Raw genomic sequence first — 26,375 nt, forward strand, 5'->3', positions numbered from 1 at the left:
CCAGTTTGATGCAGTCCTCGCTCAATATTCGGACTGGACCGACATAGCCTTAGAGTGAATCAAGAACCTCGAATTTATCCGTGCTTGGAAATGGAAGTATTTTGGCTGATTTCATGATATAATATAGAACATGCAGCAGCTAACCATGATAGCGAAAGAAGGTCAGAACATTGCCTACGAATACCATCAAGGAGCCAAAGCCGGATTGGATTCGCATCAAACTGACAACCGGTGACAATTACCAGGAAATCAAGAGCATGATGCGCTCTAAGACCCTTCACACGGTATGTGAAGAAGCACGTTGCCCTAACATATATGAATGCTGGGCCAATCGTACCGCCACGTTTATGATTCTCGGCGATATTTGTACGCGGGCCTGCCGTTTTTGTGCAGTCAATACAGGAAAACCGACGGAGCTGGATCTCCAGGAACCGGAACGTGTCGCTGAAGCGGCGGAGAACATGGGTCTGCGCCACTGCGTCATCACCAGTGTGGCCCGGGACGATCTGTCCGACGGAGGTGCGTCTATTTTCGCAGAGTCGATCAAGGCTGTCCGCAAGCGTCTGCCGCTGTGCAGCGTGGAGGTGCTGATTCCGGACTTTATGGGCAATTGGGACGCCCTGAAGACCGTAATGGACGCGAAGCCGGATATTTTGAACCATAACATTGAAACGGTGGAACGCATGTCGAATCGTGTGCGCGCCAAAGCGAAGTATGACCGCTCCCTTGAGCTGCTGCGCAGAGCGAAGGAAATGCAGCCGAACATTCCGACGAAGTCCAGCATCATGCTGGGAGTCGGCGAAGAATGGGATGAAATTTTGCAGGCGATGGACGACCTTCGCGCCGTGGATTGCAACATTATGACGATCGGACAATATTTGCAGCCTTCTCCGCAGCATTTAAATGTGGTTAAATATTATCATCCGGATGAGTTTGCCGCTCTGAAGGAAGAAGGCATGAAGCGGGGATTCAGCCACGTGGAATCCGGACCGCTTGTGCGCAGCTCCTACCATGCCCATGAGCAGGTACAATCCGCTGCACAGCATAAATAGGCGCCATTATACGATAACCTCAGGCAGAAAGGCAGGGGTAGTTCATTGATTCTGATCGGCGGAAAAAATTATGAGGTGCTTAAAGATCATAAAGACGGTTGGAACCTTGAAGCCTTTCGTGAACGATACAGTGAAGTGCTGGACCGGTACGACTATATTGTCGGCGATTGGGGCTACAGTCAGCTCCGGCTTAAAGGGTTTTACCGGGATAAGCATCCCAAAGCAACCAAAGACACAGCCATTTCCGGCATGATGGATTACATTAACGAATACTGCAACTTCGGCTGCGCGTACTTTGTACTGCAGAAGAGCCGGGAGTCGCAGCCCAAAGAGAAAACAAAAAGCGGTTCCGTATAGGAGCCGCTTTTTGTTATGAGATCAGAAAGTATAAGTTTTTTTATCCAACATCCGTTCTTGACGCTGATCTATCCCAGAAAAGCTTCCCGCACCCGGTTCCAGAACGGGAACGGGCGGTATCTCGCAAAGCTGACCTTCTCCTTGGCGACCTGGCAGCGAACCGAGATGAGGTCGTCCACCTGCAGGTTGACATGATCGATGTAGAGTAAGAGCCGCTGCTCTTTGCGGGAGAAAATGTCGCAGTGATGGTGCTTGGGCAGCAGAAGGGGCGAGCCCATCGTCCGGAAGACGCGGTTGTTGATCGAAGCGATCTCTGCGATCTGCAGCGCCTCGATAGTCGGGTGCACCATGGCGCCTCCAAGACTTTTATTATATGCCGTGCTTCCGGATGGCGTGGAGACGCAGATCCCGTCGCCGCGGAACATTTCAAAGGTTTGGTCGTTGATGTCCACCTGGGCCACTACCGTTCCGTCGACGCCTTTCAGAGTGAACTCGTTCAAGGCGATATAGGAAGCGTTGCCCGATTTTCTATGAATTTCAAGTTCAAGCAGCGGATATTTGACGATTCGCGGACGAATGGAGCCCGAATTGGCCGCAGAGCTCATCAGTTCGATCAGCTGCGGCAGCTCGTCCGCTTTCCAGTCCGCATAGAATCCCAGATGTCCGGTGTGAACCCCTACGAAGGCAATGTCGGGAATATGGTCAATAAACGTATGAAAGGCATGAAGCATGGTGCCGTCCCCGCCGATGGAAATGACAATCTCCGGCGATTCGGCATCCAGCTGAAATCCCCGTTGCGCCGCAAGCTTATGGAACTGCTCGCTTAAATCCACGGATAACTGATCCCCGCGATCCAGAACATAGTATCTCAAGGGTGTAAGCTCCTTTGTAATGGGTTTATAAGAATCATAAACAATATCGGAGGATAACACAACGTCCATTTCATGTTCCGTGATCAGGAGGTCCGGCGAACGCCGCGCCACAAGGATTGAATCCAGCTGATCAGAAGGGAGAGCACCGTCATCCCGGCCAGCAGGATGCACAACAGGACGAGGCAGTCCCGGATGCCTTGGGCCGAGGCCAGAAAGCCGAAGTTTTGGCTTGCGAAAGCAGGCGCATCGGTATAACGTCCCATCACCGGTTCCCATAAAAACAGAACGAGGAAAGCAGCTACAAAACCATGAATCAAGCGCGCCATCATAAACGGCAAATAGCGCAGATTGGTGGCGTGCAGAATGCTCGCGATCTGGGCGTGCACGGAGAGCCCTCCCCAGGACAGGATAAAGGCTGCTGCAGCTGCCTTAAAGGGCAGCGGAACGGAGGAGGCGGCTTCACCCGCCGAACGGGCGCCCAGGGTAACCTCAAATAAGCCTCCAACGAGCGCTTCCGAGAGGGATGGAGGGAATTGGAGGGCCGTCAGGCCATTTTCCAGCAGACGATAGAAGAACGCCATAACCCCCGCTTCGGTAAGTATCTCTAAAAATACCGAGAAGAATACAACCAGTCCGCCCACGACAATAATAAGCTTCAGCGAAGATTCGACCGCCTGCTGGAGCAGCTCGCCCACGCTTCGGCCGTCGTTCATTCTGGCTTCATGCATAGCGTTGAACGCCCGCCGCAGCCGGCTGCCGCGAACCGGGGCTCCGGAAGCCGGAATTTCGGTCACCGAGCCCCGTTTGCCATGGAAACGCATGAGGAGGCCGATCAGAAAACCGCCGCCGTAATGGGAAAGCGCCAGAATGGTCGCGATTTTGGGATAATGAAAAAAACCGACCGATACGGCGCCGATCAGAAAAATCGGGTCTGACGACGTTGTAAAGGCCACCAGCCGCTCGCCTTCCTCCCGGTTGAGCATTTTCTGTTCCCACAGCTTGGCCGTCAGCTTGGCCCCGATGGGATAGCCTGACACATACCCCATCGCGGCTACGAATCCTCCGCTTCCGGGAATGCGGAACAGCGGCTTCATCAGCGGATCGAGCAGCGTGCCGAACAAGTGAACGATGCCGAAGCCCAGCATCATTTCGGAAATGATGAAGAAGGGAAATAACGACGGAAACAGGACGTCCCACCAAATGGCCAAGCCCCGCAGGGCGGATTCCAAATAAGGGCCGGGGTAACACAGCATCAGCACTAACAATCCGGCCATAGACGCAATCATGAGCGGTAAACCCAGCCTTTTTACGGACAAATTCGCAGCCTCCCTTCTGAATATGGGACATGAGAATCACACCTATGTTCCTAGATATTATGAATGTCATCGGACAAACAGTACAAAAAAGTTGGGAAAGCGTTTACAATAAATGCTGTATTTTTGGTGGAGATATGGTAAAATATACAGTACAACAACTAACTTCATTTCAAGTTTAAAATATATGGATGGAGTGATGAGAACATGAGTATTGTCGCCGGTCTCCTTGTCTGCGCCTTCGTGTATGTCATTCGCGAATCACTGGTCCATCCCGGCGAAGAGGATTGGAGCAGTTACTGAACATGTCCTAAGGTGCTAAACTTACGTTTAGCGCCTTTTTTTGTGCATAGGGACTTGTCCTTCCGCGAGGCTCATGCAGAGGATTTGAGACCCTAATTTAAAGCTCAGATCCCACTTTGTGGGGTTATTTTGTTTTTGGTTTTTGATATAATGGAAATCATATGTACTTTGCATGTTGATGATTTATTCGAGTAAGCAGCGGCGGAAGGCCCGGAAAGAGACAAGCAGCGATGAGGACACTGGGCATGAAAGGAATGTATGGATGTGGCATTGGAACCTCTTTACTCCATTAATGTAGTATGCTGTAATTGCGAGCATCAATTTTCCACGTCACGGGTGCGTCCGAGCTTTAAGAAGGCCGTGCGTACGGATGCGGATTTTTGTGCTTATTATAACAACGAGAATCCCGACTATTATGTGGTCAGGGTATGCCCGAAGTGCGGTTTTGCGTCTACGGAGCATTCAACGGAACGTCTGAGCGATATGCAGAAGATGCAGTTTGCCGAGAAAATCGGCAAGCGCTGGATCGAGCGGGACTACAGCGGACACCGGGATTGGGATATTGCGCTTGAGACCTACAAGCTCGCCTTGTTGTGCGCACAGACGATCGGAGAGAAGGATCGGATTATCGCCAGCCTTCTGCACCATATTGCCTGGCTCTACCGGTATAAGGGCGACGAGGAGCAGGAGCAGCGCTTTCTGAAATACTGCCTGGATTCTTATATCCGGGTGTATGAGCTGGAAGGCGTAGGAGCGAACAACGCGCGCTTGCTTTATTTGATTGGGGAACTGTATCGCCGGACAGGCGATTACCATCAGGCGGTCAAGTGGTTCTCCAGAGTCATCAATGATAAACATATCGTGGATTCAGCCATGATTCACGCTTCACGCGAGCAGTGGGGCGTGCTGCGGCAAGAGATGCTGGACAAGCGAATGGAGCTGCCGGGCGAGATGAATCCCGCCTGAACGTAAAAACACGCCAAGGAGACCGTGTTCATCACGGCATGCCTTTGCGTGTTTTCTTTCCGGAGCAGATCAGCCGGTTCGATCAGCGAATATCCTGGTCGAACAGCAAATAATCGTTGTCCGTGTCAATGATATGGAGTCTGTTGTTGCAGCAGGGAAAGACGAGCAGCTTTTTCTTTCCTTCATGAATGCTGCGAAGCTCAGCCGGCTTAAGGGGCAGCCTCACATTGTTCGTTCCACAGAACGGACATTCATGTACATAGATATCGCCCATCACTTTGTCGTAAGGCCAGGTTCTCGAGAACGGAATCATGATTTGGTTCCTTCATCGCCGTCCTGCTTGCCGGCCTCTTCCTTGGCGAGCTCCGCCAGCTTCTGCAGCAGGATATGCTGCGGCATGTGCATCAGGTGTTCCAGGGGAACCCCCAGCTTCTCGGATAGTTTCACGGCGGTCTCCGGTGAAATTTGCAATGGTCTCATGGTGAGTATCCCTCCTCTGTATGAATAAGCCCGTTTTGCCGGGCAGAAACATAAGGGTTTCGTCTTTATAGTTATACACCTTACCATGAGGCCAATCAAATAAAATAAAATTTATGATGAGAAAGGTGATTCGAACATGAACAAAGACCTGAAATTAACTTGGAATCTTGAATCCGTATTTCCGGGCGGCTCCGCTTCCGCCGAGTTCGATACCTTCCTTCACTCCCTGGAGCAGGACCTGAAGAGCCTTCAGGGCGAAATCAAGGCAGCCAAGGCGCCGGCGAGCCCAAAAGAGACCGAGTCGTTTGACGGATTTATTGAAGCGCTGCAGGGCACGATTGCCCGCTTCTCCGAAGCCAGCGCGTTCGTCAGCTGCCTGCAGGCACAGAACCAGCAGGATAAGAAAGCCGTTCAGCTGGGCGGCCGCCTGGCGACCCTTCGGGCGCTCATTAGTGGAATCATGACCGACTTTGACCACATTCTCCGCTCGACCGATGACGAGACGTTCGCGCAGTGGATCGGCCGGGATCAGGTGCGGCAGCTGGCCTTCGTCCTTAGCGAAAGCCGCGACCAAGCCCGCGAAATGATGAGTCCGGACATGGAGAGCCTCGCGCTCGATCTGGCCATTGATGGATATCATGGCTGGAGCAGCATGTATGATACGATCGTCAGCCATATCCAAATTCCGTTTGAAGAAAACGGCGAGACCGTGTCGTTGTCGGCCGGGCAGGCGGCCAATAAGCTGGACAGTCCGGACAAGGAGACCCGCGAGTCGATGTTCGTAAAGTGGGAACAGGCATGGTCGGACAAAGCTGACTTCTGCGGGGATACGCTGAATCACCTCGGCGGATTCCGCCTGAAGCTGTACGGACGCCGCGGCTGGGACGAAGTGCTGAAGGAGCCGCTTGAAATCAACCGCATGTCGCGTGAGACGCTGGACGCTATGTGGAATGTCATACAGGACAACAAACAGATGCTGCTGCAGTATATGGAGCGCAAGGCCAAGCTGCTCGGCCAGGACCGTCTGAGCTGGGTGGACGTGGAAGCGCCGATCAGCAAGTCTTCGGGCACCATTTCTTACCAGGAAGCGGCGGAAACGATCGTGGAGCAGTTCCGCAAGTTCAGCCCGCGCATGGCTGATTTTGCCGAGATGGCCTTCGACAAGTCCTGGATCGAGGCGGAAGACCGTCCTGGCAAGCGTCCTGGCGGGTTCTGCACCTCGCTGAAACTCAGCAAGGAGACGCGGATCTTTATGACGTTCAGCGGAACCGCTTCGAACGTCTCGACGCTGGCGCATGAGCTAGGACACGGCTATCACCAACACCTGATGAACGAGCTGCCGATTTTGAACCAGCGGTATGCAATGAACGTTGCCGAGACGGCATCTACCTTCGCGGAGATGATCGTATCGGACGCGATGGTAAAATCGGCTGCCGATGAGCAGGAGCAGCTGGCTCTGCTTGAAGACAAAATCCAGCGGAGCGTCGCATTCTACATGAACATCCATGCCCGCTTCCTGTTCGAGACCCGTTTCTATGAGAAACGGAAGAACGGTCTGCTCAGCGTACAGGAGCTGAACACCTTGATGGAAGAAGCGCAGAAGGAAGCGTACTGCGATGCCCTGTCGTCTTACCATCCGCATTTCTGGGCGTCGAAGCTGCATTTTTATATTACGGGTGTGCCGTTCTACAACTTCCCGTATACTTTCGGCTACATGTTCAGCACCGGCATCTATGCACGCGCGCTGCAGGAAGGCGCGGGCTTTGCCGATAAATACGACGCCCTGCTGCGCGATACAGGCGTCATGACGGTGGAGGAACTGGCGAAGAAGCACCTGAACGCCGATTTGACGGGCCGCGATTTCTGGCAGAGCGCGGCGGATCTGACGGCAGAGGATGTCAAGCAGTTCTTGGCCATGACCGACCATCTGGTGTAATCCAGCCGGACGGTTCGAACAAATGTAATAGAGTACGCCACACAAAAAGCAGTCCCCTGGGGTTCATTACGCCCCAAAGGGACTGCTTTTTTGATGATACATTAGTTTGGGAGATTGGGAGACGCGGACTTGTATATCGCATTGCAAGAAGACGACTGCTAAATGCACTCTTATGCGGCTGGAAAAGCAACATGGAATCGCTTTGTCAGATGTCCGCCCTCAGTGAAGTACATCAAGCGGGGCATAGGTTAGGAACGCCCGCGGATTTCCTGACGCAGGAACATGACGTACGAGATCGCAAAGCAGACCAGCGTCAGGGCGATCAGCCCGGTGACCTGCGGCCAGATCAGCAGCAGGCTCTGCCCGAAGGGGAGCGGGCTGTCAATCGCGCCGTAGGCCTGCTCCGTCGTGAGCGGACCCAGTGTACGCACCGTCGGCATCAGCAGCGTCGAGGTCGCCTCATTGAACAGCGTATACGGTGAAATCCGGCTCAGCCCGAGCATAAAACTGACATGGTGGACCATGTCGTCCACCGAAGCCGTGTCGCTGTTAGGCGCAAGGCCCGAGGAGATCAAATTCAGGATCATATCGTAAAAGAAGCTGAAGAACAGCCAGACGGCGATACCCGACAGCGCCGATGTGGCAGGCTGGCGGAACTTAACCGAGAACAGGATGGATAAGTTCAGCCAGAATCCGATATAGACGATCGTGACGACCAGGAAGCTGAGGATTCTCAGCAGCTCCTCGAATGACGGCGGCAGTCCGACGATCAGAAAACCGAGGGCCATCACGAGCAGCCCGAGGGAGAGAAACATGAAGCCGATGATGGTGAGCGATGCGATAAATTTGGCGTTCAGCAAATCGTCACGGTGAATCGGCTGCGCCATGATGCGGCTCAGGGTGCCTTTGTTCCGCTCGCTGTTGACGGCGTCGAAGCCGAGGCCGATGCCAAGCAGCGGGCCCAGGAAGCCGATGAATCCGATAAACGACGGCAGGGTGCCGTCGGAGGTGGTGAACAGCTTCAGGATGACGAAATCGCTGTAGCCGTCCGTGGATTTGATAGCGTCCTGCAGGCTGTTCAGCGCCGTATACAGCGAGGCGACGCAGGTCAGGAAGATGATCGCCAGGAGCAGCAGGAAGCGCCAGCTCCGGACATGATCGGAAATCTCCTTACGCACCAGGACGCGGAATGCCGCCGGGTTCGCATTTGCCCGGCTGAACCGCTCCCGGTCGGAGGGAGCAGTGCCCCGCAGCCGGCCGATGCCGTCCTTAAATGGGGAGCTGACCGTGTCCCAGGCTTTATTTAGCTGCTCTTTTAGAACGCTTGCTTCCAAGTTCCTCACCTCCCGCAAAATATCGCCGGTAGATTTCATCCAGGCCGTATTCCTTGCGCTGCAGCCCGTAAAGGGCCGCTCCCGACGCGACGACCGTCCGGGCGATCTCCGGACTGCAGTCGGCGCTGACGCCGATCTCCAGGCGCGTCCGGTCCTCCGCCGGCCTCATCGAGTCCTGATCCCCGCTCGCGATCCGGACGGAGCTGACCCCTTCCACGCTCTGAAGGGCAGCCAGCAGCGCATCATCCGCCCGGTCCACCTCGGCGGTGATCAAAAGCGGCGTGTCGGTCAGCAGGACGCGGGACAGCGTCTCCAGGTTTCCTTCGGCCAGCAGCCTGCCGCTGACGAACAGACCGACGCGGTCGCAGATTTGCTGTACCTGGTGAAGCTGGTGCGAGGAGAGGAGCACCGTCAAGCCCTGGTCCCGGCTAAGGCCGTGGATCAGGCCGAGGAGCTCATCGATCCCTTTAGGGTCGATGCCGAGCGTCGGCTCGTCGAGGATGATGATTTCCGGCCGCTTGATCAGGACGTCCGCGAGTCCGAGCCGCTGCCGCATACCGCGGGAGTAATTCCCGGCCTTCTTGTGGGCGGCATCCTGCAGCCCTACCTCCTTCAGCAGATCAAGCGAACGATCCTCCGCCTCTTTGTCGGAAATGCCGTTAAGGCGGGCGGTCAGCTTTAAGTTCTCGAGGCCGGTCCAGTCTTCGTAAAAACCGACGTCGTCCGGCAGGTAACCGACGCGGCGTTTGACTTCAATCGGCCGCCGCGTCGGATCCAGCCCCAGCACATTGATGCTTCCGCCGTCCGGTTCGCTCAGGCCGAGAAGCATCAGAATGGTGGTCGATTTGCCTGCGCCGTTTGGGCCGAGCAGGCCGAAGATTTCCCCGCGGCGGATTTGAAGGGACAGATGGTCCACGGCTTTATGGGTGCCGTAGCTTTTGGTCAACTGCTGAATGTCGATGACTGTCTCCGCCAACGTTATCTCCTCCCGTATTTACGAATGAGTACATAGATGCCGCCCAAAATGACCAGGATGATCAGTACGCCGATCCAGCCCCACAGGACGGAGCCTTTGACAGCGACCCGGAAAGAGGCGTTGGATGAAGATTCCGCAGCCTGGGCGGTAATATCGGTTACATAGTCCCCGGCGATGGCTTTGTCGCTTGCGGTCAATTTGGCTTCCACCGTGGTGGACTTGCCGGCGGCGAGCTTATCGACCGTTTTGGGATTAAAGCTGACTTCCCAGTTGGTTGGCGCCGTGGAGGTGAAGTTGATGTTGGTCAGGTCGGCGGTACCGGTATTTTTGACAAGCAGCTCCACGGTTTTATCTCCGCCTGCCTTAATGTCGGTGCTTAACAATCCGCTTGGCGTCGTCAGTTCCATGCTGTACTTGCCGGTAATGACGGCTTCGAGCTCCAGCTCGGAATTCGTTGTCTGGTTGGAAGCGCGGATCGGTATTTTAAAAGTACCTTGCGTCACGTTTTCAGCCGGCTTTACATCAACGGTAATGGATTTGTCAGCCCCAGGGTCCACTTCAACAGAAGAGACCTGTTTGCTGTCGGCCGTAAATGTTACGTCCCATCCCTTCTCCGCCTGGGCGGTTAACGCATACGTCTGCTTTTCCGCGGTGCGGTTGGACAGATTCACCGAATAGGTAAAGGTCGCGTCGGAGTGTCCCTCCAGGTTGGCCTGATCGGTCGTCAGTTCGGTTTGATACGTGCCCTTTTCCGTGATGTTGACCGAAAGGGGCAGAGACGCGAGGCTGCCCGCCGACAGCGTAAAGCGATAGGTTCCCTTGTCGATTTGCATCGGAACCGTCACGTCCAGGGAGATCGTTTGCGATGAATCCGGCATGACCGAAATTTCGTTCAGGTCCCAGCCGCCGCCTGAAATTTTAGCCGTCCAGCCTTCGGGCAGATCGGTAACGGATATCGGGGCTGTAATGACGCTGCCGGAGTTGTTTTTCAGCTCCACGCTGTAATTCAGCGACTCTCCGGGAGGCACGGAAATGGAAGTGTAGGTAGTGTACAGCGTCAGACCTCCGGCTGCATGGACCGGACTTCCCGTGCTGGCGATCAGGAAGCCGATGCAGAGCATCAGCGCCAGGCAGGCATGTGTGATGATCCTCAAGAAACGTGTCATGAAACAGAACCCTCCTCAAGTGTGTTGGTGATCATCTGGAATACGAATGAAGAGCCACCACCGGATTTACCGGAAGATTAAAAGAAGATAAAAATTTGCTTAAAAAGGGATAAAATCACGGAAGAGGGGAGTCCGAACGCGAAATTCTTTTGCTAGAATGTTGCTGTAAAAATGGCGGCCAGCGCTCTCTTCGAGACCTTGGGTGCAGGGGGCAAGGCCGGATCAAGGGAATGAAGAGAATAAGGGGGGATACTCCATCATGCAGGACCGTCCTGAAGCGTGGTTGAAGGAAATTGCAGAGGGCTCGGCTCCGGCTTTCGACCGGTTCTATGATGCGTTTGCTCCGATGGTTTACCGGCTTGCGGAATACTGGATGAAGGACCGGGTGGAAGCGGAAGATGTCTGTCAGGAAATTTTTATCGAAGTGATGGAAAAAGCGGGGCACTACGATCCCGAAAGGGGCAGTGTAGAAGCGTGGCTGGCGGTTCGTGTCCGAAGCAGGGCGATGGACCGCCTCCGGCAAAAGCAGCGGATGGCCGCCCTGCAGCGGACGCAGGAAGAGTCGGCCGTTATGCGCTGGCAGCGGACGCTGGAATCGGCGGAGCTCGAAGCGTTCCGGCATCTGGATCAGGAGCAGGTGAGGGCGGCGCTGCGCAGCATCCCGCCCATGCAGCGAATGGCGCTCTACGGGAGCTATATGATGGAGCTGACGCACCGCGAGCTGGCTGAGAAGATGCAGAAGCCGGTCGGAACTGTGAAGTCGCTGATCCGCTACGGCATCCGGAATTTGCGCAGCAGATTGGAGCAGGGCCAGGTTACCCAGGCCGGCGAGGGAGGTGAACCGCATGCGGTTGTCCATTCGGGAAAATGGGAGCAATAATCCTGAAGGCTGTGCGGAGCTGCCCGAGGAAAAGCTGGTCGATTACGCGATGAAACAGCTGGATGAGCTGGAGCGTCTCCGCGTCGAGGAGCATGCCGCCGCTTGTTCCCACTGCAGGGAGCGCCTTGCCGAGTGGGAGACGGTGATGCAATCCGTTGAGCTGGCCGGCTCGGTAATGAGCGAGCCAGCCTCGGCTTTGGAAGGCCAGCCAACCGCTGCAGCGTTGAGCACGCCGCTGCCCGAGTCGCCGTTACGGGCTGTGGGTACCGGAGAGAAAGCCGCATCAGAGGCGGATTGGCAGGCCTCCAACGACGTAGCTGGCCCGCTCGCTGCCTCTTCCGCAGCTCCTGGCCCGTCCGCCCGTCTTGGCCGTAAAATGCGGCTTCTGGCCCGGCTCCGTTCCCTGGAAAAAGGATTTGTCCGCCGGCGGCGTTACCTTGTACCTGCCGCAGCGGCAGCGGTTGTTGCGGGCTGCATCGTTGCCGGGCTGTTCTCCTTCAAGCATCGGGAGATGCCGTCCGCCGATTCTATCGATCAAGCTTTTACATCCAAAATCGCTGTGATGCAGTCGGCCAATTACGATCAGTACCGGATTCCGCCGCTTCCGCCGCTTCACGGATCGGGCGGCGTGTGGATCGACCGGGATTCGGGTGAGATGCTGATCGTGATTGAAGGTCTTCAGCCACCGAAGGAAAGGGCCTACCAGGTATGGCTGCAGCATGAGCAGCGGTCGGTCAGTATGGGAATGCTGATGACGGGTATGGCCGAGGGTAAAGGTTATTATTACGGATACGGGACCATGGACCCGGACCAAATTGTGATCAGTCTGGAACCTAAGGGTGGAAGCCGGGTACCGACCGGACCCGAAGCACTAAGGGTGTCTGTCGATGATAGGGAGTAGCGCCAGCCTGGGGGATCTCAAATGCCCCCGGGCTTTTTTTCTTTTCAGGTTTCGCGTTAGCCCGGGATAGTCGCTTTAAGCCGACTGGTTTTAGGGTGATGGGATTATCGAAATGGATTTGGGGTAGTGTTCAATGGAGTTGGTTCGTGGTTTTTCGCGCTCTTCTTGGAATATCCTTGGGGAAATCACATTTTGTCAAAATAACCAGAAATATAGCGATTTGTTGCCGAAAATAAAATTGCTTTAACGAAAATAATAGGAATTATTACCCAATTATGTTTGATGTTGTTGTATGATACTACATGCTGTCTTATAATGAGTCATAAGCCCTATGAGTTTTGGCGAATTTTGGAGAGGGGGAAAAAGATGATCAAAACCGAGCAGTTATCTTTGGCAAGGCAATTGGATTTAGTGTTTAAGGAACTGGAAGAAGAGCTGTCAGGACTATCATCCGGCACGGTGTTTGTGCAAATACGAAATAATGTCATTGGTAAATTTGGTATCCGGCATCATCCGCTGGAAGGACGGAACGGGGAAATTCATTCCCAGGATTCCGGACTGACTCCAGTACAGTACTCGTCTTTTCGTCTCATGGCTTTAGAAAGTTTAAAATACAAGCGCCACTGGACTCACGGTGAAATCAGCTACGAATTTACGATCCGGCAGGGGCTCATTGCGGTGGATGCCATCTTGGAATCCAACTATAACATGGCTAACCTGATGATCCGGTATCCGAGACATACATATCCTGAAACAGTAACAGAATTGTCGTAGTTCGGCGTGGACTTATTTTTATCATCCCTTCTTGCTTTTGTAGTATGACTTAATCCATGAATATCCGAATAGTTTGATTAGCACAGAAGACAGACCAGGCTTAGCGGAAGTTTTTATTGCGATTATTGAATGGTTAGCACCGCTGAAAATTTTATAAATCTGTAATTGGAAAAAGGCAGCCCTTGGAATAATCCAGAGGCTGCCTTTTGTAGGCGGGGACGGCTCGCGCCGGGCCCGGCATCATGATATCAACGTATACAAATGCAGATTATTGGCCGGAACGACCCGATAATTGCTGCTCTGCCAGTTGTACCAGACGTTTTGTGATGTAACCTCCCAAAGAACCAGTCTCACGGGAAGTGTAGTTGCCCATGTATCCGTCTTGTGGCATTTGAACGCCAAGCTCTTGTGCAGCTTCAAGTTTCAGTTGTTGAAGAGCAGCGTTAGCTTGTGGAACCACCAGGTTGTTCGAGCGGCTTCCGCGTCCTTGGTTTTGACCTTGACCCATACCCATGTTTGTCACCTCCTTTGAACTTTATGGTGTTATTATGGTGCGAAAGATTTGAAAACATGCAGCAAGAAGGGAGATATAAATTGGTAAATAGAGGATAACGCAAAAAGGGCCGCATGCTTCAAGCAGCATGCAGCCCTGTTATTTTGTAAATTTGAAAATCCGCGTTTTCCTATGCCTGATTCTAAGGAATCGGCTTAATGGTCTTCAGAAGGATAGATCATGTCCAGCGTCAGATCCATCTCGACCGATGCCTTCGGCTCGATCCGGATCAGTCCCGTCAGGTCCGGTCCCGCGGCAAGATTGGGCGCATCCGGCAGCCAGGTATATGGCTCGATGCACAAAAATTCGTCCGCTTCGCCTTTCGTATAGAGAACCCAATGCTTATAGTAATTCGGATCCGCCGAATACTTCAGTCCGTACCCGTCACTGCGCATCAGCAGGGCTTCCGCAGGCTGTCCTTCCCCGATCCGGAGCGGCGTGTCGAAGTTGGTCCCGGCCAGATTGAGTCCTTGATTGAGCTGATCGAGCGGTCCGAGCGGGAGGAGCTCGCCGGTCGTAATTAAATCCTTATCCAGCGCATATTCCGCGCTTACAGGCAGGGTAAGCGTCCACTCTCCCGGCTGCCCGTCAAGCAAAAACCATGTATGAAAACCGATGCCGAAAGGTATCGGATGGTCCCCCAGGTGGGTAACCTTTAAGTGTTGAGTCAGTTTGGACCCTTGAAGGCGAAGCGTCATTTCGAGCTTCAGCGGTGCGGGAAACTGCTCCATCCAGTGTGGATCGTCTGAGGTCAGGAACTCCGAGGTCACTGCACAGCCTTCTTCGTCTTCTTCGATATCGCTGACTCTCCAGGACTGTGTCCGGTGGAGACCGTGAATATGGTTGTCTCCGGCAGTGTTCCGGTCGAACTGATACGATCTGCCTTCGTATTCAAAATGGCCGCCGCGGATCCGTCCCGGGGGAATCAGCATCGGCATGCCAAAATGGTAAGGTTTTTGCAGGTAGAATTCCAGATCGTTGTCATCAGGTCTCCGAACGACCTGCCGATTTAGGGTATGGTCCAAAATGGAAATGACATTGTTTCCAAGCGATGGCAGCAGTGTGACTTCAAGCTCACGGCTATGCAGGATATAGGTATCGTATCCGTTCCATTGCCCTTTGGTCACTTGTTTCATATCGTTGCTCCTTTTTCCTCTAAATTCATTTAGCCTTCAAATATCTAACCCATATCATAACAGATTTGATGGCGTTTCGTAAAAAAAGGGGTTTGACAATTCGACGATCTGAGCTTTATCATAGGCATTGCAAAAGGCTTTCAATGATTATGTAAACACGATGACAGGGACAAGTAAGCAAAGACGGCGTAACCTTCAGAAAGCCGGTGGTTGATGCGAACCGGTGGAGCCGATTTTGCCGAATGGACCCTTGAGTGCCGCGTTGAACGGAAGCAACCATGACTTCCTGCGTAGACCGGCCGGCGATTCCACGTTACGGAAGCAGAAAGGCTGACAGTTGTCGTTTCCACATGGGCGGCTTGCAGCAAATAAGGGTGGCACCACGGTCTCACGTCCCTTGCGGGCGTGGGGCCTTTTTTGTTTTTACCATTTTTAAAGTTGGAGGGATTGTTGATGAAAACCGTACTTTCCGGCATTCAACCCAGCGGCAAACTGACGCTCGGCAACTATATCGGAGCCATGAAAAATTTTGTAAAACTGCAGAACGACTATCAGTGCAATTTTATGGTCGTCGATCTCCATGCGATTACGGTACCCCAGGAACCCGAGGCGCTCCGGGAGCAGTCCGAGGCGGTAGCCGCCTTGTTCATCGCAGCGGGTATTGATCCAAATAAGGCGAACGTGTATATGCAATCGCATGTTCCGCCGCATGCCGAGCTGGGATGGCTGCTGACGACGCTCACCTCGATGGGCGAGCTTGAACGTATGACCCAGTTTAAAGACAAATCGGCCGGCAAAGACTCCGTAGGCGCCGGATTGTTTGTCTATCCCGCGCTGATGGCGGCAGACATTCTGGTGTACAATGCAGATCTGGTTCCCGTAGGCGAAGACCAGAAGCAGCACTTGGAACTTGCCCGCGACCTGGCGGGACGCTTTAATCACCGCTTCGGCGACTATTTTACCATTCCGGAACCGTACATCCCCGAAGTGGGCGCGCGGATTATGTCGCTGGACGACGCTTCGAAAAAAATGAGCAAAAGCAATCCGAACCCGGGAAGCTATATCGCCCTCTTGGATCCGCCGGATGTCATCCGCAAAAAGATAAGCCGGGCCACCACCGATTCGGGAAAAGAAATCCGCTATGCACCGGATGAAAAACCGGAAATCAGCAATTTGATGAGTATTTACTCGCAATGCTCCGGCATGTCGCTGCAGGAAATTCAAGATAAATACGAAGGTCAAATGTACGGCGGATTTAAAAAGGACCTGGGAGAAGTCATCGTAGCGACGCTCGAGCCGCTTCAGCAAAAATATGACGAAATCCGCAAGTCCGGTCAAATTCATGATATTTTGGCGCAGGGCGCAGACAAAGCCATGGAGAAGGCTTCCCGCACCGTGGCCGAAGTCAAAGAAAGAATGGGATTTCTCCCGGCCAAGAAATAACTTCCCCGGCGGCAGCGATGACTAGCCGCTTTACCGGTGATCGGGATGCTGCAGCCGGTTCTTGCGGGCTTTGACCACAAAGCCCCACCCGATATTGAGAATTGCGAGAATGCCGAGCAGCACGGCTACCCAGCCGTTATAGCTGATGGAGACGGCGCATGCCATCAGAAGCAGGATGGACGAGGCAGCAAACCATAAAGACAAGCCTTTACTCATTGGCAAAAACCTCCATTTCATATATAGAAACTTTCTTGTATAACTGTGTCGCTGCGAGCCATACTAAGCTTGCAAGCTTGCATTTCAATAAGACGCAGAATTGAAGGGAGACTCTTATAATGGCTAGATCTCGTTCCAACAATCTGGTGGTACCTCAAGCAAACGCTGCACTGCAGCAATTGAAAATGGAAGCGGCTCAGGAGCTCGGCGTTCAAATGCCGCAAGACGGATACATGGGCAACTACACTTCCCGTGAAACCGGTTCTCTCGGGGGATACATTACGAAACGTCTGGTTCAATTGGCTGAGCAACAACTTTCCGGCCAAGGCAGATAGTTCCATACAGGAAAGTATTTCGGGTCCGGAGCGCCGACAGGTGCTTCGGTCTTTGTCTTGCAACTACCGTGATTCTCTCTTATCCGGCAGCATCCGTCAAGAGGCAGGCTGTTTACCGAACGCGGGGCGGCTGAAAAACATTACGACGGAAGGATAAAAGGCGTTACGGAAAAAAAGGGGTCTGCGGAAATTTTCCGCAGACCCCTTTTTATTATGCAATCCCCGCGGCACTCAGCCTGAATTGATGGAGAGCCGCTTGTTCATCTTCTTGGAGCTCAGCCAGCCAACGTAAGTATTGATCGGCTGATAATTTTTATCCATGACGAGCACAGCGACGAACGGATACTGTCTCCGGTGCCGGTAGCGCACATCTGCCCAGCGGACCACATAGCCCCAGGGCAGCGGCTCGACTTCGGCCACCGCGAAGGAAGAGAAGTACAGGAAGGCTTCCACATCGGGATGATTCCGCGAATGCTCGACCGCCGGATGGGACTCGGTGACGGCATGCTTTCTCCATTCGAGGGTATGCCCGTTCAGTACGCCGATCTGATAGCTGCCGTCCGGATGGGACTTGACGACATGCCACTTATTATAGGAAATGGTCGGAATGACGAAGTAACGTTCTCCCGACTTACGGCTCTCATCCAGCCGCATCACTTCCCGGGTGCGCATCGAATGGGCGCCGGTCCGCCAAATATAATAAAACACCGTCAGGATATATACGACAGTGAACAGAGGAGCAGGATGTACCGCTCCTGTACTCCAGAGCAGAACGGCCAGGGCGTGCAGCGTGAAAATAAACGGGTCAAAAATATGAATGATGTTCCACGAAATCCACTTTTCCGTCACGGGCCTGAAGGCCTGGGTTCCGTACGTGTTGAACAGATCGCTGAACACGTGCAGACAGACGGCGATGCCGGTCCAGAGCACAATATGCCCGGATGGGACACCGCTGAACAGAAGGGACAGGATTCCGCTGATCAGAGCGGTCCAGATGACGAGAAACGGCAGGGAATGAGTAATTCCCCGGTGATTTTTAACATAGAGGGCATTGCTTTTGAACCGCAGCAGGCCGTCGAAATCCGGAGCCTGCGAACCGATGACAGTGCCCAGCAGCACCGCGGCGGCAAGCGTGGGACTCGCGGCAACCGCCGGATCGACGTAGGCGAGACCGGCCAGGCTGAGTCCAATCACAAAATGTGTGGCAGTATCCATTTACCATGTCTCCTTCTTGTTGTTCTTTATTCTATTGTAACAAACCCGGAAGCTGATTTCCTTTCCGGCAGAATGCCTCACTATAGTTACTACCCAATATTGGATGAATTTATTAGTGTTTGACCATACTATTACGTGTCGCTAATACGTGTCACTAAATTGTCAAAATGGTGAATGATTTTGGAGAGGATTGTCAAACACTTTTACCTTTTGATATGATAAACTTTATAGCGGAGGGCAAGTTCCTCCATAACGACAGAACTAAGGAGGATCTTAAGGCGTGGATAATCACTTGACTTACCAAGCTCCTTCGGATTCCGCAGCGCTTTCCATCAATCAAACGCCACCCAATCCATCGGCAACTTGGAAAGATTTTATCACATTAACTAAACCCGGTATTCTCCGGTCTAACTTAATTGCTGCATTTGCAGGTTTCTGGGTCGCATCCCAATGGGATATTCATATAGGCAAGATGATTCTGACTCTACTGGGAACCATGCTGGTTATGGCTTCCGCCTGTGTCTATAACAATTATTATGATCGTGAACTGGATATGAAGATGGAACGGACGCGTAAACGTACGCTTCCGGCCGGCCGCATAAAGCCAGCAGTTGTACTCTGGTATGCCTTTATTCTAGGTGTGCTGGGACTCGCTGACCTTTTTATTTTTTCAGGGGTTATGGCCGGCATCTTCGGGGTTATCGGTATGTTCGTCTATGGAGTCGTTTATACGATGTGGCTGAAACGGACGTCCACCTGGAGTACTTCCGTCGGCGCGATTTCGGGGGCTATGCCGCCGGTAATCGGTTATGTTGCCGTAACGGGTACGGTCGATATGGGCGCTGTTCTGCTGTTTGCGATGCTGTTCTTGTGGCAGCCGCCTCACTTCTGGGCTCTCGCCATCCGGCGTGTCGAAGAATACAGAGTGGCGGGATTCCCGCTGCTGCCGGTCGTCAAAGGCGTTAAGCGTACCAAGATTCAATGTATTCCTTACCTGGTATTGCTGGTTCCGGTACCGGTATTAATGTATGCATACGGCTATGTGGGCATTTACTTCATGATCATTTCGCTCTTGCTGTCCCTGATCTGGCTGTATTATGGCTTGAAGGGATTTACCGCCAAAGACGATGAAGCATGGGCTAAGAAAACGTTCTTCTTCTCGATAAACTACTTGACCTTGAGCTTGATCGCAATGATTTTGAACACAACTCACTAAGTTCTTACCCAGAATCCCATGGAATCATGGGATTCTTTTAAAAGGAAGAAATGAAAACCTGTTCACCCGGGCTCAAGCGGGTCACCCGGCCGTCAGGGCGGATGGGCCGCGTCAGTGTTACATAACAAACTACTGCCTGTAGTCCTGGGGAGGCAGGGCGGCATCAAGATGTCCGCCGGCATAAGGGACAGCAGGAATCGTGATTAGGGAGAGGGGAACGAATTCGATGTTGAAGCGCTACAAATGGACATGGATTTTGCTGGTGGTGATCGTGATTGGAGCAGGGTACCTGGTATATAACGCCATGGGATTCGGCAAAGAGAAGCTGCCGGTTATCAGCCAGGTCGGAGATTTTTCGTTTGAAAATGTGGATGGCAAAACGGTAAGCCTGGACGATACCAAAGGCAAGGTCAGATTGTTCTACTTCTTCTACACCAGCTGCCCGGACGTATGCCCGGTAACGACCTTCATGCTGTCGCAGACGCAGAAGCAGCTCGTCAAGGACGGAACCTTCGGCAAAGACGCCGAGTTCGTCTCGATCTCCTTCGATCCGAAGGTAGATACCCGGGAGAAGATCAAAGAGTTCGGGGACAAGTTTAATGTCGATTACAACGGCTGGTACTTCCTGAGAGGCGAAGATCAGCAGATCCGCGATCTGGCCGAAAAGTCGTTCAAAATCGCCATTATGGGAGACAACAAGGACAACTTCTCCCATGCGAACATTATTGCCCTTGTCGACCGGGACAATCAGGTCCGCAAGCTGTATAACGCCAACAATACGGATGAAGTTACGGCAGAATCCCTTGCCAAGGACGTTGAGGCGTTGGCCAAGGAATAATCAAACAGGAAGGCGCCAAATCCCCGGCATGCTCCGGATGGGTAGGCGCCTTTTTTTAATCTTTGGACCATACGGTGTAGGAATCGGGATAAACGATAAATTCCTCAAGCCCCGCTTTTTCCAGCTGGGAAATGATATATTCATCCGGTGTGCCCTCAACTCCCCGGTATCCCCGTCTTGTGTAGATGTGGCCTGCATCCGGGAAGGCATCCCGGAGAACGCCGCGAATCCTTTTGCCGGAGCTGTCGTTGTCCATAAACAGATAAACCTCGCTGTCCTTAATTTCTTTGCGCAAAGACTCGAGTCTTGTCGTGTTTAACGTTCCGTACGTGCACACAATTTGAATTTCGGGATCCAGCAGGCGGCGGACCTTACTGCGGTCGTTTTTTCCCTCGACAATAATATAAATCGGCATGATGGCTCACCTCGGACTAAGAGAAGGATGTTTGTCTCGAAATTCCCCGGGAAATGTTGAAGCTTAGGTCCGGGTAATTCTAGTTTAGCTTGTTTTCGGCAAGCCATGCAAAAAAAAGTAAAACGATCTGTCCAGCAGGGTAGACAGACCGTTTAATATGGGAAGATCGCCGTTCTAGCACCAGAATGCACGCAAAATGATGACAAGCAGGATAAACAGTACCAGTACGATGCCTACGTTACTGTGAGGCACACACGGAGCTGCCGCCACAGGAGCTACCTTGGTTGCAGGAGCGGCCACCGGTGCTACTACAGGACCACAGCCGCAGTGAGAATACAAACCCATCGAGATCACCCCTCTTTCTTGCCTGGTCGGTTAACACAATCCATCTTATGTGGGTGAGTGCAGGAATTATTGTGCAGGGGCCTATCTCTCGATTTTTAGGCTTATGACTACACCGGATTTTCGTTTATATGGGGATGAAGCGCAGATCCCTTGCGGTTGATGGGGATCATCATAAGTCCCGCCATGAGGAGGACAAAAGCAATGTAGTACGGCGACACGGATCCTCTCAGCTGGCCTGCGGCGATCGGACCGATAAAGGAGCCGATGGACATGGCGATGGACTGGAGCGAAAAGATCCTTCCCAGCTTGCTGCCGCCGCTGAGCTGAATAAACATGGAGGCAAGCCCAGGGAAGATGATGCCTTTTGCCGAACCGAGAATAAACAGGATAACGACCAGCGGCACATGAGGAAACGCGGCCATGCCAAAGAAGCAAAGAGCCATCAATAGAACGCCTGCGATGACCCTTTTATAGGGTGAATAGCGGTTGATAAACAGCATGCTCAGCGTAACCAGGGCGCCGATGCTCAGGACGGAAAACAGGATGCCGGTCGACTTAATGCCTTCCACCCCGGTATCGCGCAATGGCAGCTCGAAGAACAGGATCCCTTGGGAACAGGAAACGACAAAGGGGAGGATAAAATAGCGCCAGGATACGCTGGGGGCAGGGGACGTCATTGCAGCTTCTTCATTACCGCCAAGGGCATCCGTCATCGCCTTGACCGGTTTCGGGACGCTGAAAACCGCCATGACCCCGGTCGCAATCAGCAGCCACCCGAGACCCTGGAACGTTGTCGAATAACCGGTATGCGCCACGATAAAGGCTCCCGCAGCCGGCGACACGACCGAGGCCAGGGTATGCACTACGCCATGACCGGACATATATTTGCCCTGGGTCACCTCGTTTTTGGACAGGGAAGCGAGCAGGGCAAGGCAGGCTGGCGACAAGAAGGCCAGCACAAAGCCGCTGATCGACCGCAGGACCAGCAGCTGCCAAGGGTACTGAACATGCGCCTGCAGCAGGAGGACGATACCGGCCGATACGAGGCTGAAAATGATATAGCGCCGGCTGCCGTGCTTGTCGATGACCGTACCTGCAATCAAATTGCCGGGCAAATGGGTGAGTGCATATATGCCCATCATCCACCCGATAAAGACCGGCGCTGCTCCCAAGGAGACCGCGAATGGCGTGAGTATGGGGTACTGGGCGTGAAGGTCGAAGAAGGCGAGAAACAAAAACATGTACAGCCAAATAGCAGTTTTCACGTGAGCAGCTCCTTTTTCGCAGATTCATCATCTGTACGTTCGGTGTGGAACGGGTTGACCCGCGGTTGAGACAACCATTCGTTCATCAATCTACGTGTACGTTTCTACTTGGCGGCTTAGACCCTCTTTTTTGGGACGGGCAAATCGCTAGCTTTGCAGGTTACGTAAGACTGGACTGCTGTATGCCGGGCAGATTGTGGATTTCTTGATATTGGAGGCACCTACGCCCCGGGAACGACGGAAAGCCCCGTCTAAGGGCTGGCTGACAGCCGATGTCCGGATCATGTATAATCGAATGGAAGTTTCTAAATCACTTGATAGGGTGGCTTAAGCCCTTCAGGTCGATGGGAGTGTGTTTTTGAAATGGATATGCAGGTATGGTCCGATTTTCTGCAGCAAAACTGGCTGGTGATCGTGATTGCCCTTGTCGTGCTGTTTATCGTCCTGAATCTGGTCAAGACGATGGTCAAATGGGCGCTCGTCATCATCATCGTGCTGGCGCTTGTCGTATACAGCGGCATTTCCCTGGAGCAGATCAATCAGGTCGTAACGACGGTGAAGGACGAGACCGTAGATACGCTGAAGAACGAGGCTATGGATGTCATGATGAAGGAAGCCAAGGATGCCAAGTATGCAGACAACGGGGACGGAACGTTTACGATCACGACGCCGAACCTGGAAATGAAGGGAACCAAGGGAAGCGACAAAGTGGATGTCACGTTCCGCGGCGTACCCCTCGGGCAGTGGAAGATCAACGACACGGTCAAATCGTTTATCTCTGAATCCCAGAGCCAGGCGGGCGGTTCAAATGGAAAATAAAGGACTTAATCCATGCACCAACGTGGAGGGGGTCATCTTATGCTGCAATCATGGATAGAAAGTCTTAAGGAATTTAACATCATCAGCATCCTGCTGCTGCTGATCCTGCTGGTGTCCCTGCTTCAGGGCTGGAGCCGGGGCGCATCCCGCTCTGCGGGAAGGCTGCTGTCCCTGCTGAGGGAAAGCGTCTTTATTCTGCTGGGACTGGTACTTGCGGTTCCTTTTACCTTATGGGTATCACCCAGAGTTCAGGAATGGCTCGCCGATTATGCCAGCCAGCTCCCGAACCGGGATTTGAAAATGTGGGAGCAGATTTACTATACGTTCATTACGGCGATGGCCGATTTTCCGCTGATGCGGTTCGCCGTCATCTTTATCGTGAGCTACAGCATCATCCGTTTCCTGATCCGTTGGTTAACGGTGCTGATTTTCGGCGGGAGCAGCGCGCTCTTTAACCCGGGCGGGAAGTCCTCCGCTTCGCTGCTGAGCCGATTGGCCGGTGCGTGCATCGGCCTCTTGATCGGGGCAGGACGGTGTATCGTCGTCGTCGCGCTGCTGTTCGTGTATGTATCGCTGTATCCGCACACCTCGTTTACCCAATATGTGGAGGCGTCGCCGATCTATAAAGAAGGGGCGCAACGGGTCATCGAACCGTTGTCGGGTCACTTGGTAAAAGACAAGCTTCCGGTATTCACGAAAGCTGTCGAAAAAGAGCTGAACGGCATCATGCAGCGCAAATACGAGGTGATCGACCACGCGATTCCTTCGGATATCGAGGCGGCCGCCGCCGAGATCGTCAAGGGCGCGGAAACCGACGAGGAAAAGGCGCGTAAATTGTATGACTGGGTCGGCACCCGGGTGCAGTACGATTACGGCAAGGTAGATGATTACGAGCAGCGGGGCATTTGGCATGAACAGACGCCGCAGGATACGTTCAACACGAAGAAGGGCGTCTGCATCGATTATGCCAGACTGTATGCAGTAATGGCCCGGTCCCAGGGCTTGCAGGTGAAGGTGGTCACCGGCCAAGGCTATGACGGCCAGGGCGGATATGGACCGCATGCCTGGAATGAAGTGTATTTGCCTGAAAAGAACAAGTGGGTGCCGCTGGATCCGACATGGGCACAGAGCGGCGACTGGTTTAATCCTCCGAAATTTGCGGAAACGCATATTAAGGAGCAGATGCTGTAATTCAAGCTGGAATATCTGATGGTATAGGATCATTAACAAAATCCCCTTGCCCGGTTGTCTGGGCAAGGGGATTTTGTGCTTTGATAGATGATGCTTTGAAGCCGGATGCTGGGCTTCATTCCCGAGTTTCGCAGCTTCCTTAAGGTTGCCGTCAAGGTTTAAGCAGGCAGCTTGATTTGCTGACCGGGATAAATCCGGTTGGCGTTCTTGATATGATTCAGGTCGCGCAGCGTCTGCCAGGTCGTATGGTATTTCAGCGAGATGCTGTACAGCGTATCGCCTTTCTTGACGATATAGACCTTCGCGGCTGGAGCAGGGGCCGGTTTGACCTCAGGCTGCGGCTTGGCTGGCGCTGCCGGCTTCGAAGGCGCCGACGTTTCCGGTTTGGCCGGCGTTGGCGCTGGTTCGGACGGTGTCGGCGCTGTCGTTTGCGCAGGGGCAGGTCCTTCGGTAATCCGACCGGCCGGTCCTTCCGGAATCGGCTTGCCCTGCTGGATATAGTTGATCAGGGCTTCGTCCAGGGCGCCGTACATGCCGGCTTGCGGATACTTCGTGAACATCGTGTATTCGTCGCCGCCGACAGCCATAAAGTCATTGGTCGCGAGCGAATACGTGGCGTCCGGATCGAGCGCTTTATCGCCGATCTTCACGGAGTGAACACGGCTTCCTTTCGGCTTGGACGTATCAATCTTAAACGTCACCCCGGAAACCTGGGAGAAGCCTCCCTTGGACTGCGGATAGTCGGATACGCCGTTCTCGAGGGCCGCCTTAATATCAGAGCCTTTAACCTTCAGCTGCACGATTTGGTTGCCGAATGGCAGAACCGTAACGATGTCGCCTTTGGTGATGATGCCGGCTTCGATCGACGCGCGGATGCCTCCGCCGTTCGTGATGGCCACATCCGATTGGCTCACATCGCGCATCGCGTCGGCCAGCAGGTCACCGAGGTTAGTTTCGCCGGTGCGCGCTTTCTCACGGGAACCCTCCAGCTTCACAGGCGTTTCGCCGACTTTTTCCTTCAGAATCGGTTCCTGCTCCTTCTGGATGGAAGCGACCAGATCGGCGACCTTCGGGTCGGCCTTGATATCGGCAGCTTCCTTCTCATCGATCAGCGTGGCTTCTTTCTTCACCACTTTATGGTTGTCGACCCACAGATCGACGACGCCGACATATTTCGTGTATTCGCCGGCGCTGGCGATCAACGTGTTGTTGTCGGCCATCAGGCCGTTTTCCAGAACCGTATGGCTGTGTCCGTCGATGAAAATGTCGATGCCGGGCACTTCCTTAACGACCTTAAGGCTGGTGTCGACACTCGACTTGTCCTGACCGAGATGGCCAACTACGACAACGACGTCGACCTGCCCGCGGATTTCGTTCACCCATTTCTTGGCTTCGGCCGATGGATCGGCGAACTTCAGCCCGGTGACGTTAGTCGGGTTCGTCTTATATGCGGTCTCCGGCGTGCTCAGGCCGATAATGCCGAACTTGACGCCGTCGACTTCCTTGATTATGTAAGGCTTGAAGAGGGTAGTGCCGTCAGACTGGATGACGTTCGCGCTCAGCATCGGGAACTTTAACTCCTTGGAGAGTTCGACGAGATGCTTCCAGCCGTAGTTGAATTCGTGATTGCCCGGAACCATGGCGTCATAACCCATTTCATTCATGACCTTCACGATGCTCTCGCCTTGAACGAGTGTGGCAAATGGCGTACCATGTACGGCATCGCCTGCATCAAGAACGAGCGTATCCGGATTTTTGCTGCGGTATTGGTTAAAGATTCCTGTGACCTTGGCAAATCCCATTTCAGGGGATGCTTCTACCGCACGGCCGTGCATATCATTTGTGTGCAGAATCGTAATATGCTTGCCGGACGGGGCGGATGGCTCCGGGGTGCTCCCGGTCGTACCCTCTGCCGCCGCTGCCATCTGGGCCGAACCAGCCAACAGCACCGCGCTGAACAGAAGGGAGGTGAACCATTTCCTTGTGATCATGAATCTCATAACCTCCTAAATCGTATTAGATAAATTTTCCTTCCCTTTTATTCTAATAGACTATCGGAACGGTGAAATAAGACTTAT

Annotated in this window: 27 protein-coding genes and 1 pseudogene; 13 read left to right on the forward strand and 15 right to left on the reverse strand. The window is 53.4% G+C overall.

All coding sequences use genetic code 11. The annotated features are described in order from the left end of the window. Nucleotides 1-170 precede the first annotated feature (170 nt). Complete coding sequence (gene lipA, locus MKY74_RS07610; RefSeq protein ID WP_234489770.1) at nt 171-1,052, forward strand: lipoyl synthase; 882 nt, start codon at nt 171-173, stop codon at nt 1,050-1,052. A gap of 45 nt (nt 1,053-1,097) precedes the next feature. Continuing rightward, a complete protein-coding gene (locus tag MKY74_RS07615; RefSeq protein WP_076175150.1) occupies nt 1,098-1,409 on the forward strand; it encodes a YutD family protein in 312 nt (103 codons plus the stop codon). 68 nt (nt 1,410-1,477) lie between these two features. Here the strand turns inward: MKY74_RS07615 and MKY74_RS07620 are convergent, their stop codons facing one another. Together MKY74_RS07620 and ylbJ are read right to left on the reverse strand one after the other, a co-directional pair. Further along, on the reverse strand, nt 1,478-2,281 hold the full coding sequence (locus MKY74_RS07620; RefSeq protein WP_076175238.1) for an NAD kinase: 804 nt from the start codon (nt 2,279-2,281) through the stop codon (nt 1,478-1,480). Between the two features lie 83 nt (nt 2,282-2,364). Beyond that, nucleotides 2,365-3,597 (reverse strand): sporulation integral membrane protein YlbJ, encoded by a 1,233-nt coding sequence (ylbJ, locus tag MKY74_RS07625; protein ID WP_076175148.1) that lies wholly within the window; start codon nt 3,595-3,597, stop codon nt 2,365-2,367. Nucleotides 3,598-4,161: 564 nt separating this feature from the next. Between ylbJ and MKY74_RS07630 the strand changes: the two genes are divergently transcribed. Then, entirely contained in the window at nt 4,162-4,863 is a 702-nt protein-coding gene (locus MKY74_RS07630; protein WP_208629388.1) for a DUF2225 domain-containing protein, read from the forward strand. Nucleotides 4,864-4,945: 82 nt separating this feature from the next. Here MKY74_RS07630 and MKY74_RS07635 read toward each other — a convergent pair whose 3' ends face one another. Together MKY74_RS07635 and MKY74_RS07640 are read right to left on the reverse strand one after the other, a co-directional pair. Next, nucleotides 4,946-5,176: a hypothetical protein gene (locus tag MKY74_RS07635; protein ID WP_076175144.1), complete on the reverse strand. Its 231-nt coding sequence runs from the start codon at nt 5,174-5,176 to the stop codon at nt 4,946-4,948. Next, nucleotides 5,173-5,343 carry a YycC family protein gene (locus tag MKY74_RS07640; RefSeq protein ID WP_076175142.1) on the reverse strand — a complete coding sequence of 57 codons (171 nt, stop codon included), beginning with the start codon at nt 5,341-5,343 and terminating at the stop codon, nt 5,173-5,175. Before MKY74_RS07640 ends, MKY74_RS07635 begins: the two co-directional genes overlap by 4 nt. A gap of 136 nt (nt 5,344-5,479) precedes the next feature. Between MKY74_RS07640 and MKY74_RS07645 the strand changes: the two genes are divergently transcribed. Continuing rightward, the gene (locus MKY74_RS07645; protein ID WP_076175140.1) at nt 5,480-7,279 is read left to right on the forward strand and encodes a M3 family oligoendopeptidase; all 1,800 of its coding nucleotides are present in this window, start codon (nt 5,480-5,482) and stop codon (nt 7,277-7,279) included. Nucleotides 7,280-7,527: 248 nt separating this feature from the next. Here the strand turns inward: MKY74_RS07645 and MKY74_RS07650 are convergent, their stop codons facing one another. The 3 genes and pseudogenes from MKY74_RS07650 to MKY74_RS07660 form a co-directional block, all read right to left on the reverse strand. Further along, nucleotides 7,528-8,613, reverse strand: a complete 1,086-nt coding sequence (locus MKY74_RS07650) for an ABC transporter permease (protein ID WP_432206621.1) — start codon at nt 8,611-8,613, stop codon at nt 7,528-7,530. Then, nucleotides 8,579-9,532, reverse strand: a pseudogene (locus tag MKY74_RS07655) (ABC transporter ATP-binding protein); the annotation flags it as partial. The pseudogene MKY74_RS07655 and the gene MKY74_RS07650, both read right to left, overlap by 35 nt. A 59-nt stretch (nt 9,533-9,591) precedes the next feature. After that, nucleotides 9,592-10,755, reverse strand: coding sequence for a COG1470 family protein (locus MKY74_RS07660; RefSeq protein WP_076175136.1), 1,164 nt, complete (start codon nt 10,753-10,755; stop codon nt 9,592-9,594). 259 nt (nt 10,756-11,014) lie between these two features. On the opposite strand from MKY74_RS07660, the gene MKY74_RS07665 reads away from it, so the two are divergent. The 3 genes from MKY74_RS07665 (at nt 11,015) to MKY74_RS07675 (ending at nt 13,310) form a co-directional block, all read left to right on the forward strand. Further along, nucleotides 11,015-11,635, forward strand: a complete 621-nt coding sequence (locus tag MKY74_RS07665) for an RNA polymerase sigma factor (RefSeq protein ID WP_076175134.1) — start codon at nt 11,015-11,017, stop codon at nt 11,633-11,635. Further along, the gene (locus MKY74_RS07670; RefSeq protein WP_076175132.1) at nt 11,601-12,536 is read left to right on the forward strand and encodes an anti-sigma factor; all 936 of its coding nucleotides are present in this window, start codon (nt 11,601-11,603) and stop codon (nt 12,534-12,536) included. The genes MKY74_RS07665 and MKY74_RS07670 overlap by 35 nt, the downstream gene beginning before the upstream one ends. A 366-nt stretch (nt 12,537-12,902) precedes the next feature. Next, the gene (locus MKY74_RS07675; protein ID WP_076175130.1) at nt 12,903-13,310 is read left to right on the forward strand and encodes an O-methyltransferase; all 408 of its coding nucleotides are present in this window, start codon (nt 12,903-12,905) and stop codon (nt 13,308-13,310) included. Between the two features lie 268 nt (nt 13,311-13,578). Here the strand turns inward: MKY74_RS07675 and MKY74_RS07680 are convergent, their stop codons facing one another. Together MKY74_RS07680 and MKY74_RS07685 are read right to left on the reverse strand one after the other, a co-directional pair. Beyond that, nucleotides 13,579-13,818, reverse strand: a complete 240-nt coding sequence (locus tag MKY74_RS07680; RefSeq protein ID WP_076175232.1) for an alpha/beta-type small acid-soluble spore protein — start codon at nt 13,816-13,818, stop codon at nt 13,579-13,581. A 200-nt stretch (nt 13,819-14,018) separates the two neighbouring features. After that, complete coding sequence (locus MKY74_RS07685; protein ID WP_076175128.1) at nt 14,019-14,999, reverse strand: aldose 1-epimerase; 981 nt, start codon at nt 14,997-14,999, stop codon at nt 14,019-14,021. Between the two features lie 453 nt (nt 15,000-15,452). On the opposite strand from MKY74_RS07685, the gene trpS reads away from it, so the two are divergent. After that, nucleotides 15,453-16,442 (forward strand): tryptophan--tRNA ligase, encoded by a 990-nt coding sequence (trpS, locus tag MKY74_RS07690; RefSeq protein ID WP_076175126.1) that lies wholly within the window; start codon nt 15,453-15,455, stop codon nt 16,440-16,442. A gap of 30 nt (nt 16,443-16,472) precedes the next feature. On the opposite strand, the gene MKY74_RS07695 is transcribed toward trpS, so the two are convergent. After that, complete coding sequence (locus MKY74_RS07695) at nt 16,473-16,658, reverse strand: hypothetical protein (protein WP_076175124.1); 186 nt, start codon at nt 16,656-16,658, stop codon at nt 16,473-16,475. A 119-nt stretch (nt 16,659-16,777) separates the two neighbouring features. Between MKY74_RS07695 and MKY74_RS07700 the strand changes: the two genes are divergently transcribed. After that, the gene (locus MKY74_RS07700; RefSeq protein ID WP_076175122.1) at nt 16,778-16,993 is read left to right on the forward strand and encodes an alpha/beta-type small acid-soluble spore protein; all 216 of its coding nucleotides are present in this window, start codon (nt 16,778-16,780) and stop codon (nt 16,991-16,993) included. A gap of 231 nt (nt 16,994-17,224) precedes the next feature. On the opposite strand, the gene MKY74_RS07705 is transcribed toward MKY74_RS07700, so the two are convergent. After that, nucleotides 17,225-18,208, reverse strand: coding sequence for a metal-dependent hydrolase (locus MKY74_RS07705; RefSeq protein ID WP_076175120.1), 984 nt, complete (start codon nt 18,206-18,208; stop codon nt 17,225-17,227). Nucleotides 18,209-18,488: 280 nt separating this feature from the next. Here MKY74_RS07705 and cyoE point away from each other — a divergent pair, with 280 nt between their 5' ends. Both cyoE and MKY74_RS07715 read left to right on the forward strand, forming a co-directional pair. Next, a complete protein-coding gene (gene cyoE / locus MKY74_RS07710; RefSeq protein ID WP_076175118.1) occupies nt 18,489-19,424 on the forward strand; it encodes a heme o synthase in 936 nt (311 codons plus the stop codon). Between the two features lie 226 nt (nt 19,425-19,650). Continuing rightward, on the forward strand, nt 19,651-20,262 hold the full coding sequence (locus MKY74_RS07715; protein WP_076175116.1) for an SCO family protein: 612 nt from the start codon (nt 19,651-19,653) through the stop codon (nt 20,260-20,262). Between the two features lie 55 nt (nt 20,263-20,317). Here MKY74_RS07715 and MKY74_RS07720 read toward each other — a convergent pair whose 3' ends face one another. The 3 genes from MKY74_RS07720 to MKY74_RS07730 all read right to left on the reverse strand — a co-directional run bounded on the left by MKY74_RS07720 (nt 20,318) and on the right by MKY74_RS07730 (nt 22,287). After that, nucleotides 20,318-20,677: a toprim domain-containing protein gene (locus MKY74_RS07720; RefSeq protein ID WP_076175114.1), complete on the reverse strand. Its 360-nt coding sequence runs from the start codon at nt 20,675-20,677 to the stop codon at nt 20,318-20,320. A 174-nt stretch (nt 20,678-20,851) separates the two neighbouring features. Continuing rightward, nucleotides 20,852-21,022: a hypothetical protein gene (locus MKY74_RS07725; protein ID WP_167372920.1), complete on the reverse strand. Its 171-nt coding sequence runs from the start codon at nt 21,020-21,022 to the stop codon at nt 20,852-20,854. A 107-nt stretch (nt 21,023-21,129) separates the two neighbouring features. Then, nucleotides 21,130-22,287 (reverse strand): MFS transporter, encoded by a 1,158-nt coding sequence (locus MKY74_RS07730; protein ID WP_076175112.1) that lies wholly within the window; start codon nt 22,285-22,287, stop codon nt 21,130-21,132. A gap of 363 nt (nt 22,288-22,650) precedes the next feature. On the opposite strand from MKY74_RS07730, the gene MKY74_RS07735 reads away from it, so the two are divergent. Together MKY74_RS07735 and MKY74_RS07740 are read left to right on the forward strand one after the other, a co-directional pair. Beyond that, nucleotides 22,651-23,106, forward strand: a complete 456-nt coding sequence (locus MKY74_RS07735) for a hypothetical protein (protein ID WP_076175110.1) — start codon at nt 22,651-22,653, stop codon at nt 23,104-23,106. A 39-nt stretch (nt 23,107-23,145) separates the two neighbouring features. Beyond that, complete coding sequence (locus tag MKY74_RS07740) at nt 23,146-24,297, forward strand: transglutaminase domain-containing protein (RefSeq protein WP_076175107.1); 1,152 nt, start codon at nt 23,146-23,148, stop codon at nt 24,295-24,297. 158 nt (nt 24,298-24,455) lie between these two features. Here the strand turns inward: MKY74_RS07740 and MKY74_RS07745 are convergent, their stop codons facing one another. After that, nucleotides 24,456-26,288: a 5'-nucleotidase C-terminal domain-containing protein gene (locus MKY74_RS07745; RefSeq protein WP_076175104.1), complete on the reverse strand. Its 1,833-nt coding sequence runs from the start codon at nt 26,286-26,288 to the stop codon at nt 24,456-24,458. Nucleotides 26,289-26,375 lie beyond the last annotated feature (87 nt).

It is taken from the genome of Paenibacillus sp. FSL R5-0378, assembly GCF_038009285.1.
GTDB classification, from domain to species: Bacteria; Bacillota; Bacilli; order Paenibacillales; family Paenibacillaceae; genus Paenibacillus_AQ; species Paenibacillus_AQ favisporus.